Annotated in this window: 10 protein-coding genes; 8 read left to right on the top strand and 2 right to left on the bottom strand. The window is 41.9% G+C overall.

Translation table 11 applies throughout. The features are described 5' to 3' along the window. Positions 1 to 174: 174 nt before the first annotated feature. From NMK36_RS23935 to NMK36_RS23900, 8 genes are all read left to right on the top strand, one after another. On the top strand, positions 175 to 2,088 hold the full coding sequence (locus NMK36_RS23935; protein ID WP_254174799.1) for a response regulator: 1,914 nt from the start codon (positions 175 to 177) through the stop codon (positions 2,086 to 2,088). 103 nt (positions 2,089 to 2,191) lie between these two features. Then, complete coding sequence (locus tag NMK36_RS23930) at positions 2,192 to 5,134, top strand: PAS domain-containing sensor histidine kinase (protein WP_254174798.1); 2,943 nt, start codon at positions 2,192 to 2,194, stop codon at positions 5,132 to 5,134. Continuing rightward, positions 5,106 to 5,486: a response regulator gene (locus NMK36_RS23925; protein ID WP_254174797.1), complete on the top strand. Its 381-nt coding sequence runs from the start codon at positions 5,106 to 5,108 to the stop codon at positions 5,484 to 5,486. Before NMK36_RS23930 ends, NMK36_RS23925 begins: the two co-directional genes overlap by 29 nt. 120 nt (positions 5,487 to 5,606) lie before the next feature. Then, a complete protein-coding gene (locus NMK36_RS23920; RefSeq protein WP_245824192.1) occupies positions 5,607 to 6,206 on the top strand; it encodes a hypothetical protein in 600 nt (199 codons plus the stop codon). Positions 6,207 to 6,392: 186 nt separating this feature from the next. After that, complete coding sequence (locus NMK36_RS23915) at positions 6,393 to 6,632, top strand: hypothetical protein (RefSeq protein WP_072718153.1); 240 nt, start codon at positions 6,393 to 6,395, stop codon at positions 6,630 to 6,632. Between the two features lie 28 nt (positions 6,633 to 6,660). Continuing rightward, positions 6,661 to 8,112 carry a putative bifunctional diguanylate cyclase/phosphodiesterase gene (locus NMK36_RS23910; RefSeq protein WP_254174796.1) on the top strand — a complete coding sequence of 484 codons (1,452 nt, stop codon included), beginning with the start codon at positions 6,661 to 6,663 and terminating at the stop codon, positions 8,110 to 8,112. Positions 8,113 to 8,147: 35 nt separating this feature from the next. Then, positions 8,148 to 8,462 carry a YbjQ family protein gene (locus NMK36_RS23905; protein WP_072718154.1) on the top strand — a complete coding sequence of 105 codons (315 nt, stop codon included), beginning with the start codon at positions 8,148 to 8,150 and terminating at the stop codon, positions 8,460 to 8,462. Between the two features lie 116 nt (positions 8,463 to 8,578). Beyond that, complete coding sequence (locus NMK36_RS23900) at positions 8,579 to 9,094, top strand: hypothetical protein (RefSeq protein ID WP_072718155.1); 516 nt, start codon at positions 8,579 to 8,581, stop codon at positions 9,092 to 9,094. Between the two features lie 466 nt (positions 9,095 to 9,560). Here NMK36_RS23900 and psaB read toward each other — a convergent pair whose 3' ends face one another. Continuing rightward, positions 9,561 to 11,789 carry a photosystem I core protein PsaB gene (psaB, locus tag NMK36_RS23895; protein ID WP_072718156.1) on the bottom strand — a complete coding sequence of 743 codons (2,229 nt, stop codon included), beginning with the start codon at positions 11,787 to 11,789 and terminating at the stop codon, positions 9,561 to 9,563. Between the two features lie 91 nt (positions 11,790 to 11,880). Then, complete coding sequence (gene psaA / locus NMK36_RS23890) at positions 11,881 to 14,136, bottom strand: photosystem I core protein PsaA (protein ID WP_254174795.1); 2,256 nt, start codon at positions 14,134 to 14,136, stop codon at positions 11,881 to 11,883. Positions 14,137 to 14,740 lie beyond the last annotated feature (604 nt).

Here is a 14,740-nt window from a genome sequence, read left to right as displayed (position 1 = left end):
AAAAGCTGAATCCAGGGAGGAAAACAAGAGTTATAAACTTGATTTGATCAGCAAAGAATAGAGTTGTTTCGTCAAGGCTTGTCAACTTGATCTGACTTAATCTATCCATTAGAATTAAAGTAGAGAATAATAGATGATTCTGACTAAAAAGTGGGTCAGTGGTCACATCTAAGGATGACACCAGCTATGAGAATTTTATTGGTAGAAGATGATTCAAGTTTTGCAACAATGATTCAAGAATTATTAAGTCACCACTATTATCTAGTGGATGTAGCTTATGATGGAGAAATGGGCTGGAAACTAGCAGAAGCTTTTGAATATGATCTGATTTTATTAGATTTGATGTTGCCTAAATTAGATGGTTTAAATTTTTGTAAAAAACGGCGACAAAAAGATGATCGCACCCCAATTTTATTAATCACAGGTGAAGATAATAGTACCACAAAAGTAGCGGGTTTAGATGCTGGGGCTGATGATTATCTGGTTAAACCCTTTGATTTAGAAGAATTATTAGCTCGAATTCGAGCTTTATTAAGACGAGGACATGATGCCTTAAATCCTTTAATAGAATGGGGGCTTCTGAATCTTGATCCTAGCAATTGTCAAGTCACTTATGGTAATCAATGCCTTAATTTGACGGCTAAAGAATATGCCTTATTAGAACTTTTTTTACGCTATCCGCAACGAATTTTTAGCCAAGCGTCTCTGTTAGATCATCTGTGGTCTTATGATGAACCTCCATCCGAAAATGCGGTACGAACTCATATTAAAAGCCTGCGAAAAAAACTTAAAAATGCAGGGGCGAATGAAGTTATTGAAACGATTTATGGGTTAGGATATCGGTTAAAAGAAATGGCTGAAAACTCTTTATTAGTAAAATCTCAGCCTCCAGTTTGTAATTCCAAAAAAACTCAATCTTTAAATTTAAACCAAATTTGGCAGAAACAAAAATATAAATATTTTGAACGAATTAATATTATTGAGAATGCAGTGCAATCCTTAAAAACCAATGCTTACACCTTAGAAATTCAGCAAAAAGCCTTGATGGAAGCCCATACGCTGGTCGGTTCATTAGGAGCTTTTGGGTTTAAAGAAGCCTCTAATCTTTCTCGTCAAATCGAACAATTATTAAAAGCAAAATATGAAAAAGATGAATTGGATTATCAATATTTATCGGATTTAATTCAAAAAATTAAAGATCTCTTAAATCACCCCTTATCAGAACCTTCTTCTTCTATTTCACCCCCCCCTTTACCTTTTCCCTATTTAAACGCTCCTAAACTGTTAATTGTAGATGATGATCAAAGTTTAGCAGAAGCATTAGTCACCGAAGCACTGGCGAAGGGAATAATGGCTAGTGCCACCTATAGCCCAGAACAAGCCCGCCAGAAATTGCAACACAATTTCTCGGATGTTGTCCTTTTAGATTTAAGCTTTCCTGAGTCTACAGAATCGGGGTTTGAACTATTAGCAGAACTTGCCATCCAAAACCCTCCGATTCCAGTCATTGTGTTTACGGCTCAAGAAAGTTTTGCTGACCGTGTAAAAGTTGCCCGTTTAGGAGGACGAGGCTTTTTACAAAAACCTATTTCTCCGGCTGAAGTGATAGAAACCGTTAGTAAAGTTTTGCAAAAATCTCAATCTAATGTGGATAAATTATTAATTGTTGATGATAACTTAGAAATTTTAGATTGGTTGCGGACGGTATTACAACCTTGGGGATTACAATTAATTTTACTTGATGATCCCCAGCAATTTTGGAGTACCCTAGAACAATCTAACCCCGACTTACTGATTTTAGGGATTCATTTACCCGGTGTGAGTGGAGTAGAACTGTGTCAAGTTGTTCGTAATGATCCTAAATGGAATGACTTACCTGTGCTGATGCTTTCCTCTCAAAGGGATTCAGAAATTGTGCAGCAAGTGTTTATGGCAGGGGCGGATGATTATATTCAAAAACCCATTGTTGAGCCTGAACTCATTGCCCGCGTCTTTAATCGCCTAGAACGGAGTCAACTCAGGCGTAAAATTGTTGCTCAATGTTATCTGGGTACTAACCCGAACCCAAATCCGTTTAAAATGGAATGAGGGATGCTTATTAAATCAGATACAATTAATTCCAGAGTAAAATTTTACCATAAATCAATAAAAATCCCCTTGTAGAACTTAATATTAATTTAATTTTTATCCTATGGCTATCTCAGAAGTTGTTTCTTCCTTTCCTGAACCAAACTATCAAGTTATTTATGCCTCAACTTGGGATGAGCGATGGCAAATCAATCAACTCTTGGGAGTCATTCACGATTTGATCCTGATGGTGGATAGTGAACATCAAGAAATTCAAGTTTTACCCACTCAAGCCCCGGCTGATTTAACCTTTGAATCTAACCGAATTGAGTTGATTTTGCAACAGCTACAAAACAAAAATCAGTCTCCTGAATCAATCTCAATCCTTCAAGCAGTTTTAACCGAGCAAAGAGCCCGTAAAATTATCTATGAATACAATCATGACCCAAAAAATTATAGAATTTTAACAGAAATTTATCCCTTATCAACAACTGTTGTAATGGTGGGAATTAAGGATATTAGTGACTGTCCAGAGGGAGAAATTGTTCTGCAAAATCCATCGAAACAACCGGATAGCAAAACCCCTCTTCCCGCCTTACAAACAACCCATCAATGTTTAAGAAAGCAAATTGAAGAACGACAACGGCTTGAAAACCACCTGCATACTCGTAAAACAGAGTTAGAAACTTTAATGGATAATGCGGGAGATTGTATTGTCCGCCTCGATCAAAAATTTCGCTATCTGTATGCTAATCGTAGAGTTACTTTCCTATTAGGAATTCCTCAAAAAAAATTGCTGGGAAAAACAAATCAAGAATTAGGTCTTCCTCTATCAATTTGTAAGCAGTGGGATTGGCACGCTCAACTTATTTTAGATACAGGTCGGCCGCAACAATTTGAGTTCGACTTAGAAACCGATGAAGGATATCGGTCATTTCAAACCTTAATGGTTCCTGAAGTTCAATATCAAGGAAAAATTAAAACTTTATTAGCAACAACACGAGATATTACCCAGCAAAAAACTGCCTTAGCTGAACTCAAGCAACAAAATAAATTTTTGAAATTATTAACAGAAATTACCTTAAAAATACGTCAATCTTTACAAAAAAATAATGAAGAATTAGAACTACGGGTGGTGCAACGAACGGCAGAATTAGAAACAGCTAACGAACGATTACAATTTGAATTAATGCAGCGACATCGCACGGAATTTAAACTGCGAAAAAGTGAAGAACAATATCGAACTTTAGTCAAAAATTTCCCCAATGGGGCTGTATTTTTAGTTGATCCCGATTTTCGGTATACCATTGCCGATGGCATGGGATTAGTCGCCAAGGGATTATCTCGATATCTGTTAGAAGGAAAAACGATTTGGCAAGCGTTGCCATCCTCTTTATTAAAAACCGTTGAACCGTTATATCGGTCTGCATTAGCTGGAGAAGTCACGATTTCAGAAGTGGAATATGACGGGCGAATTTATTATCATCAAGCCTTACCCGTTCGCAATGAACAGGGAGAAATTTTAGCCGGAATGGTCGTGATGCAGGATATTACAGAGAGCAAACAAGCGGAGGCAGAACGAGATAAACTGATTGCTATTATTGAAGCAACTCCTGACTTTATTTCCTCAGCAAAACCTGAAGGAGAAGTCGTTTATTATAACCAATCTGCTCGCCGAATGTTAGGATTAGATATAGAGGGAAAAATCACTGATCAAATTATTCCTAAAAATCATCCCCAATGGGCAAATAATATCATTGACAATGAAGGAATCCCTACAGCAGTTCGAGACGGATCTTGGATTGGTGAAACTTCATTAATTAGTTATGATGGACGAGAAATTCCCCTTTCTCAACTGATTATTGCCCATAAAAATAATGAAGGACAGGTACACCTTTTATCTACCATTGCCCGCGATATTACAGAACAGAAACAAAGTCAAGCAAATTTACGCGAAGCCGAACGACGGTGGCGGAGTTTATTAGAAAATGTTCGGCTATTAGTGGTGGGATTGGATCGTCAGGGGAAAGTTGAATATGTTAATCCTTTTTTCCTGGAAATTACGGGGTATACCCAAACGGAAGTTTTAGGGAAAAATTGGCTAGATAGTTTTAAATCCAATCCGACTCAACGGCCAAGCTTGCCTCAATTTTCTGACTTATTAGATTATTATTTTAAACCCTATGATCAACAGTTGATTTTAACGAAGTCAGGAGAAGAAAAAATTATTGCTTGGAATAATACCGTCTTGAAAAATTTACAAGGAAATGCCATTGGGATGATGAGTATTGGGGAAGATATTACCGAACGCTATGCCATCGAACGAATGAAAGATGAATTTATTTCCGTTGTCAGTCATGAATTACGAACGCCATTAACCTCAATTCATGGGGGATTAAATTTATTATCTACCGGGTTAGTGAAACCGAACACTGAACGCGGCCAACACGTCATGAAAATTGCCGCAGAAAGTGCGGAACGGTTAGTGAGATTGGTTAACGATATCTTAGAATTAGAACGGTTAGAATCGGGTAAAATTTGTCTATCCAAACAAGAAGTCAATGCGACAGATTTACTCTTGCGGGCAACGGAACAAATGCAGGTGATGGCTAATCGAGCCGGGATTAATTTACAAGCTTGTAGTCAAAACCTAGAATTTTATGCTGATCCTGATCGGATATTACAAGTTCTTACGAATTTATTAAGTAATGCTATTAAGTTTTCCGAATCCGGCGATACGGTTTGGTTAAGTGTTCAGGAGGAACTCGGAGAAAATAGTGCAGACAATCGAACAATTTTGTTTAAAATTCAAGATCAAGGTCGAGGAATTCCCCCCGATAAAATTGAACGAATTTTCGAGCGATTTCATCAAGTGGATGCCTCCGACTCTCGAAAAAAAGGTGGAACTGGGTTAGGATTAGCAATCTGTCGCTCCATTGTGGAACAACACGGGGGGCGGATTTGGGTGAATAGTCAATTAGATGAAGGTAGTTGTTTTTACTTCACCCTTCCAATTGAGAGACAAAAAGAGGTAAACCATGACCACAAAACGAATTTTAATTATTGATGATGATGATGGCGTGCGGGATATCATCCAAATTTCTCTGGAAGTTGCGGCGGGTTGGGAAGTGATTACGGCTTGTTGTGGCACTGAAGGATTACAGTTAGCCCAAAGCGAACAACCCGATGCGATTTTGTTGGATGTGATGATGCCTGACATGGATGGGGCAACGACGTTTAAACGTTTACAAGCTAACCCAGCAACTCAGCAAATTCCCACGATTTTGTTGACGGCTAAAGCTAAAATGAGTGAAAAACAACAATTTATTGCGCTAGGGGTAACGGGGGTGATTACTAAACCGTTTGAAGCGATGGATTTAGTGGATCAAATTCGCACCCTCTTACGATGGACAAACTAAATCGTAACAAATCATTACAACCTCAATCTGGGAATTCATTACTCAACTCACAAAATCCTCACATTTATTGTTTAAAGTTCAATCATAAGCAATAACCCTTTTTAGGTTGAACGATATTCGATGTATTTGACATCTCTGAATCCAACTTTGGTTAACCATACTCTTTCTTCCATTGATCCCTATCCTCGATCTTCCCAGAATGAGTATTTCCTGATATCGTTTTCGGCTTCTCGCTCAGTACATGAATCTTCTAGGCACGTTAGTGTTTTAGAACGGGAGACCGTGATCAACCCATGCTCTCAAGGCCCAGAAAATCCAGGTGAGGTCGAGCAATCTTATGTGGAATTAGCGGTTGATATTTTACGAGTTCAACGCCCCGAATCGATTCAATCTCTAAAGGATTTTTTAACGGTTTTACCCAATCCTCGTTCTATCGAAGATGTTTTAATCCGGGCAATTTATCAACTGGCAGAAATTGATGATGAAGCTTGCCGTTGGATTTTGCGCCACTCTAACTATTTAATGCCGGAGTTAGATGTGAACAATTACGCCATGCAATGGGTTTGTTTCAGGCTCCAAGCGCAGGGTTTTGTACTCAATCAAGATTTCCAGTTTACAGCCCCTCAACATCTTCAACTCACCGAATATGCTCAATTAACTTTATATCAAAATCTCTCTAGGGGCGATCGCTTAATTCTCACAGAAATTTTCAATTTTTAGCATGGCTAACGGTGTTTCTAACGGTTTCTTTCTTTCTTAACATCTGTTTAATTTCTGATTTTTTATTTTTTTTAGAGGAATTGTTTTAATATTCCATCCTTCATCCCCTGTTCCCTGTTCCCTGTTCCCTGTTCCCCCTAACATCAATTTCAGGATTTCATATTAGATATTGAGGATGTAAATTTTATGTCAAATGCGATTTGTCCCTGTTGTTCCTCCACGCTCCTGCGCCATATTCGCCCCGCAGGAATTTATTGGTACTGTAGTCATTGTCATCAAGAGATGCCGAATTTATCTCAAAGCTTTCGAGTTAAAGCTAAAGCCAAAATCTCACTCTCTTTAGTCGAGAAACCCTCAAAATTTTCACCCGATTACATTAACTTGAGCAATCAAAAGGCTTGGCTCAGGGTTGCGAATTCTGCCTGATTCTATTGTTATTTACCCAATAAACCTCATGAAACTAATTGATCAACAGCTAAAATTGAATGAGTCAGACTTAAACTCACTCTGGGTATTAGGGACAAAATTTTTTAAGTCCTTTATGATTCTGCTTGATGATATTACCGAGCGCAAGAAGGCAGAATATCAGCTGTTATATGATGTTTTTCATGATCGATTAACTGGACTAGGCAATCGCAGCTTATTGATTAATGAAATTGAGAAATCTATTGAGCAAGTTCAAAAATATCCAGAAGAGTTATTTGCGGTACTTTTTTTAGACTTAGATCGCTTTAAAGTTGTTAATGATAGCTTAGGACGAATTGTAGGCGATCAATTACTCATGGCATTTTCTCATTTATTGCAATCTTTAGTCTGTTATCCAAATATTGTTGCTCGTTTAGGAGGAGATGAATTTGCAATTTTACTCAAATCGATTCAATCTCCCCTAGAAGCTATTGATCTAGCTAAACATATTAATCACATCTTAACGAACCCCTTTGAAATTGGGGGATCTCAAGTTTTTAAAACCACAAGTATTGGTATTGTTTTAGGAACAACCCATTATCATCAAGCGGAAAATGTTCTCAGAGATGCAGATATTGCTATGCACCAAGCTAAAGAAAAAGGTAAGGGATGTTTAGAAATATTTGATAAAGAAATTCATGATAAAGCGTTGTTTAAGATGCAGCTAGAAATCGAACTGCGTCAAGCTTTAATGAAACAAGAATTTGTGGTTTATTACCAACCTATTATTAATTTAAAAACCGGAAAAATTACCGGATTTGAAGCCTTAGTTCGTTGGCAACATCCCCAGCGTGGGATGATTTCTCCGGCTGAATTTATTCCCTTAGCGGAAGAAACCGGATTAATTGTTCCGATTGGAAATTGGGTGTTACAACAAGCTTGCCAACAATTGCAAAAGTGGCAAATTTTAAGAGATGGGGAAAATTCTATCTATCCTCTAACTTTAAATGTTAATTTTTCAGCCCAGCAATTTAATTTATCCAATGTCATCGAGATTGTCGAAACAATTGTGAATCAAACTCAGATTTCTCTATGGGATTTAAAAATAGAATTAACGGAAAGTGTTTTGATGGATAATAATACAACTTTGGAAGGACTTGCTCAACTGAAATCCTATCACATTGGCTTGAGTATTGATGATTTTGGGACGGGTTATTCTTCTCTCAGCTATTTGCATCGTTTTCCCTTAGATACCTTAAAAATTGATCGTTCCTTTATTCAAAATATTGGGGAACGGGGTCGGGAAACAGAGATTGTTTTAGCAATTATTAGTTTAGCCCATAATTTGGGAATGGATGTTGTCGCTGAAGGCGTTGAAACTGAAGAACAATTGAATCAACTGCGACTGTTTAATTGTGAATATGGCCAGGGTTATTTATTCTCTAAACCCCTCAGTTCAGAAGCCACGGAAGCTTTGTTACGTTCTAATCCTCAATGGTAGAATCAACTTATCATTATTAATAACAGGACTCAGAAATGATTCTAACCACCACTAGCACATTACAGGGTAAAGAAATTATTGAATATTATGGCGTCGTGAGTGGAGAAGCCATTTTAGGGGCTAATATTATCCGCGATTTTTTTGCCGGAATTCGGGATATTGTAGGCGGACGCGCAGCAGCTTATGAACAATCTCTGCGAGAAGCAAAAGATCTGGCAATGTTAGAAATGATTGAAGAAGCCAAAGCACTAGGGGCAAATGGAATTATTGGGATTGATCTTGATTATGAAACCGTGAGTGAGGGAATGTTAATGGTAGCCGCGAGTGGTACGGCTGTTAAATGGATTTAAGAGAAAATCTCTGCCTAAAGTTTAATGTCGAGACTGCTAAACTTTGCTAAAATTTTAGCATTATTGGAATTGATTTCCAAACATAAAAAATTATTGAATGCCAATCTGGAGAAAAAATGGCTGATAACAGACTTCGTAACTTTTTAATCGGTGCAGGAATTGCTACTGCGGGTGCTATTGGAACGAAAGTAGCCGTCGATTATTTCAAAAATCGAGGCAAAGAAGAGGTTGTAGATGAAAGTCATGGGGACGCGATCGCAGCCTCTCCAGAACAGGTGAGTTATGCCGTAGTACAACCGAGTTCGGTACAAAGCTTTTTAGATGCTAGTTTTGGGGAACCCGGTCGTTATGTTCCCATTCGAGAACCCAAAGTTTTTGATTATCAAGGCAAACAATATATGGTGATTTGGGCCAAAGATAACAAAAAAGACAAAAATCAAATGATGGCTTTCCAATACACTGACCAAGGCCGGAATATGATTGCCAGTGTGGGATATACTGCTGCAAAAACCGATTATAATCTCTCCACCCTCAGCAGTACCCCCTTTGCGGTGGAAGTCAATGGTAAAAAATTAACTTCCGGTCAAGGGGAAACAGGCGGAAGTAATGATGTTGATTTTGTTTTAGCCTAACCCCGTAGAGACGTGCCACGGCGCGTCTCTCTTTACGATGAGCTACCTGGCTCAGTTGACCAATTTTCAGTTGATAATTTCAGGGGGCGACAAGCACCCCCAAAGGAAGATGAATCAAGGGTTGTAGGATTCAGACTCAGTAAAAAATATCACAGCTTATTGAGAACAAACTTTATGGAGAGAAAAATAAGCCTACATTAAGTCACCTTCTTGTGGTAAAAAAGAACGGTCTTATGATTTCAACAAGACCGTGAACAATATACTACCTGAATTCTATCAAATCCACCTGCAAAAATATTTGAGTCAAACCCGTGAGCAATTTGGGGCTTGTTTGGGCTTGAACTTTGTTCAAGTCCCGCTATTGCGATCGTCAGGTCGAGCAACTCCAAAAAAATCAAAATCCCCCACCCGAAGGTAGGGGATCTTAATTAATTACCTATCAAACGAGGATTCAGTTAACGTTACATCAACCGAACTTACCCGCAGTCGAGGCAATTAGGAAGGCTGCGTAGGTAATGATATAGCCAACGGTGAAGTGAGCTAAACCAACCACACGAGCTTGAACGATAGACAGAGCAACCGGTTTATCTTTCCAACGAACTAAGTTCGCCAGAGGAGTGCGCTCATGTGCCCAGACAATCGTTTCGATTAACTCTTGCCAGTAACCCCGCCAAGAGATCAGGAACATAAATCCAGTTGCCCAAACCAGGTGTCCTAATAAGAACATCCAAGACCAGACCGACAGGTTATTCGTTCCGTAGGGGTTGTAGCCGTTAATTAACTGAGCCGAGTTCAGCCACAAATAGTCACGGAACCAGCCCATCAGGTAGGTAGAGGATTCGTTGAACTGAGCAACGTTTCCTTGCCAAACGCCCAGATGCTTCCAGTGCCAGTAGAAGGTTGTCCAACCAATGGTATTCAGCATCCAGAACATGGAGAGGTAGAAAGCGTCCCAAGCAGAGATGTCGCAAGTACCGCCACGGCCAGGGCCATCGCAAGGGAAGGCATAGCCGAAGTCTTTCTTGTCGGGCATCAGCTTAGAGCCACGAGCATCCAACGCACCTTTGACAAGAATCAGGGTGGTGGTGTGCAGACCCAGAGCGATCGCATGGTGAACTAAGAAGTCCCCAGGGCCAATCGTCAGGAATAAGGAGTTGCTACCCGAGTTGATAGCTTCTAACCAACCGGGCAACCAAACGTTACCGTAGTTGGGCCAAGCGGTGGTGGCGATGCTGTTGGCGTTGGACAGTAAAACATCCATTCCATACAGCACTTTACCGGAAGACGCTTGAACGAATTGAGCAAAAACCGGTTCAATCAGAATTTGCTTTTCAGGAGTTCCAAAAGCAACCACAACATCGTTATGGACATATAAGCCCAGAGTGTGGAAACCGAGGAACAGAGACACCCAGCTTAAGTGAGAGATGAGGGCCTCTTTGTGCTGTAACATCCGATCCAACACATTGCCTTTGTTTTGTTCAGAATCATAGTCGCGCACCAGGAAGATTGCCCCGTGAGCGAAAGCTCCGACCATTAAGAACCCAGCAATATATTGGTGGTGGGTGTACAGCGCCGCCATCGTGGTGTAATCCTTAGCGATGAAGGCGTAGGGGGGCATCGCATACATATGCTGTGCCACCACAGAGGTGATCACACCCAGCGCCGCCAGAGCAAATGCTAACTGGAAGTGCAGAGAGTTGTTCATTGTGTCGTACAACCCTTGGTGTGGCAGGTTGAACGGCCCTTCATTTTTGAACCCGAACAAAGGATCTTTGGAATTCATCATTTCTTTGATGCTATGACCAATTCCAAAGTTTGTCCGGTACATATGGCCTGCAATGATGAACAACACTGCGATCGCCAGATGGTGGTGAGCCATATCCGTCAACCAGAGAGACTCGGTTTGAGGATGGAAGCCACCTAAGAAGGTCAGGATTGCGGTTCCAGAACCTGTAGAGGTTCCGAAAATGTGCCCTGCGGTATCTGGGTTCTGGGCATATACACCCCAGTTGCCTGTGAAGAAGGGAGCCAGACCAGCCGGGTGGGGCAGAGTGCTGAGGAAGTTATCCCAACCCACGTGCTGTCCGCGAGATTCAGGAATGGCAACGTGAACCAAGTGACCTGTCCAAGCCAGGGAACTAACCCCGAACAGACCTGCCAAGTGGTGGTTCAAACGAGATTCAGCATTCTTGAACCAGGACAAACTGGGACGATACTTGGGTTGAAGGTGGAGCCAACCTGCGAACAGGAAGATTGCAGCCAGAATCAACAGGAAGATAGACCCTTGATACAGGTCACCATTTGACCGCATCCCAATGGTGTACCACCAGTGATACACCCCAGAGTAAGCGATATCAACTGGGTTAGAAGCACCCGCTTGGGTAAAGGCTTCTACCGCCGGTTTGCCAAATTGGGGATCCCAAATGGCGTGAGCAATGGGGCGAATATTTAAAGGATCTTTGACCCATTGTTCAAAATTACCTTGCCAAGCGACATGGAATAGGCTGCCTGAAGTCCAGAGGAAGATGATAGCGAGGTGACCGAAGTGGGAGGCAAAAATCTTTTGGTAAAGATTTTCCTCTGTCATGCCATCATGGGTCTCGAAATCATGGGCTGTGGCAATCCCATACCAAATCCGACGTGTTGTCGGGTCTTGGGCCAAGTCCTGGCTAAATTTGGGGAATTTAGTTGCCATAAGTCCTAACTAAATCGTGTTCTTTTCTATTCCGCTTCAGGGGGAAGAAGAAAACCGATTAAGCCTTCTTCCGCCCCTGAGCAGAGAGTTTTCATCCTACTGAAATAATTCGGGCTAGGAAGAATGCCCAGGTTGTAGCAATTCCTCCTAAGAGGTAGTGAGCTACACCAACCGCACGACCTTGAGTAATACTCAGAGCACGAGGTTGAATTGATGGGGCTACTTTCAGCTTATTATGAGCCCAAACAATAGACTCAATCAATTCTTGCCAGTAGCCACGGCCACTGAACAGGAACATTAAGCTGAACGCCCAGACGAAGTGGGCACCCAAGAACAACAGACCGTAGGCAGAAAGGGCTGACCCATAGGAAGTGATCACCTGAGCAGCTTGCGCCCACAGGAAATCACGCAGCCATCCATTAATCGTAATGGCGCTTTGGGCAAAGTTGCCATTGGTGATGTGAGAAATAGTGCCGTCCGCACCAACTGTTCCCCACACATCGGATTGCATCTTCCAGCTAAAGTGGAAAATCACGATGGAGAGAGAGTTGTACATCCAGAACAGACCGAGGAAAACGTGATCCCAGCCAGAAACTTGGCAAGTACCACCCCGACCCGGGCCGTCACACGGGAAGCGGAAACCTAATTCACTCTTATCGGGAATCAGGCGAGAGCTACGGGCGAATAAAACGCCTTTAAGCAGAATTAAAACCGTAACGTGAATCGTGAAGGCATGGATATGGTGAACCATGAAGTCCGCCGTACCTAACACGATGGGCATCATTGCCACTTTGCCACCGACGGCAACAACATCGCCGCCGAACACTGGACTTACACTGGCTAAAGCATGGGGAGCAGTGCTACCGGGTGCTAAAGCATGAATGTGTTGAATCCATTGGGCAAACACAGGTTGGAGTTGAATGCCTGTATCGGAGAACATATCTTGGGGACGACCAAACGCCCGCATGGTGTCGTTATGGACGTACAAGCCGAAGCTGTGGAAGCCCAAGAAGATACAGACCCAGTTCAGGTGGGAGATAATTGCATCGCGGTGACGAAGCACACGATCGAGCAAGTTGTTGACATTGTTAGCCGGAACGTAATCGCGCACCATAAAGATGGCAGCGTGAGCGCCCGCACCCACAATCAGGAAGCCACCAATCCACACATGATGCGTGAACAGAGACAACTGCGTGGGGTAATCCGTCGCAATGTAAGGATAGGGAGGCATTGAGTACATGTGGTGAGCCACAATGATGCTCAAAGAACCCATCAATGCGAGGTTAATCGCCAACTGAGCGTGCCAAGAGGTGGTCAGGATTTCGTAGAGTCCTTTGTGGCCTTCTCCAGTGAAGGGGCCTTTATGGGCTTCTAAAATTTCCTTCATGCTGTGACCAATGCCCCAGTTTGTCCGGTACATATGGCCCGCAATGATGAACAAGACTGCGATCGCCAGGTGATGGTGTACGGTATCAGATAACCACAGACCGCCTGTTTGGGGGTTCAATCCGCCTTTGAAGGTCAGGAAATCTGCATAGACTCCCCAATTCAAGGTAAAGAACGGAGTTAACCCTTGTTTAAAGCTGGGATACAGTTCTGCCATCAGGTTGGGGTTGAGGATGAACTCATGGGGTAAAGGAATATCCTTCGCCGCCACTCCTGCATCCAGCAACTTGTTCACCGGTAAGGACACATGAATTTGGTGACCTGCCCAAGCCAAACTGCCCAGACCCAACAAACCAGCTAAGTGGTGGTTCATCATCGACTCCACATTCTGGAACCATTCCAGTTTGGGAGCGCGTTTGTGGTAATGGAACCAACCTGCAAACAGCATTAAACCAGCCATTACCAGCGCACCAATGGCGGTGCAGTAAAGCTGGTAGGAGTTTGTGAAACCGGAAGACCGCCACAGTTGGAATAATCCAGAGGTAATCTGAATTCCGTGGAAGCCACCGCCCACATCACCGTTTAAAATTTCTTGGCCGAAAATTGGCCATACAACTTGAGCGCTGGGCTTAATCCCCGTAGGGTTAGCCAGCCAAGCTTCGTAGTTTGAAAACTTAGCACCGTGGAAGTAGGCGCCACTTAACCAGATAAAGATCACGGCTAAATGGCCGAAATGGGCGCTAAAGATTTTACGCGAAATATCTTCTAAATCGCTGGTATGACTATCGAAGTCGTGAGCGTCGGCGTGGAGGTTCCAAATCCAAGTGGTTGTACTTGGCCCTTTGGCTAAGTCACGGCGGAAATGTCCAGGTTTAGACCATCTTTCAAAAGAGGTAGGAACCGGATCGTTGCTAACCGTAACTTTTACTTTTGCCTCACGCTCTGGAGGACTGATTGTCATTTAGACTCTCCTCGACCTGTGACAAAAAATAAGTAACGTTGCAGATTTTGACAGAAGTTATACCCCTTTTTCAAAATCCTTCACAAAAGTTAGCGTTTCGTACAATTGTTTCATAGATAAATTTCTATGAGACGATTTATTCAGGTTTATACCTGAACCTAAGACCAACCTTTGTTCGGGGGCAACAAGACACCCTTGTAGTTGCCATAAGGCTTTTTTATTTTTATTTCAACAGCAACGCCCAACCCAAAGCCTTACATAGTAAGGGCTTCCCGGGGCGGTAGCTGTTGTCTTTAAATGATATATCATCTTTCTGAATCTGGGGGGAATGACTTGGTAACAATAATTAAAATTCACTCAGATTCTCTCATGATCATCAATTTAGCGTTCACAACACTTTAAAAAAGTCAAACCCTTCTGGGTAAATGTTACAAAACTTAAAATTTCTCCGACGGTCAAATTTTAGGGTAGGGTAGCAGAGGATAGTGAACAGCAACCTGTGATTCCTTCAGTGATCAAAGTTACAAAATGTTGCTGATGTTTCAGAAATTAGAAACATCATCTTCCCGAATTCCTCAAGGAACTGCAAATCGCAATGAACCCC

This window comes from Planktothrix pseudagardhii, from assembly GCF_904830925.1.
Lineage (GTDB): Bacteria > Cyanobacteriota > Cyanobacteriia > Cyanobacteriales > Microcoleaceae > Planktothrix > Planktothrix tepida.
The sequence above is the reverse complement of the archived record's forward strand: the minus strand, read 5'-3'. Positions and strand labels throughout refer to the sequence as shown.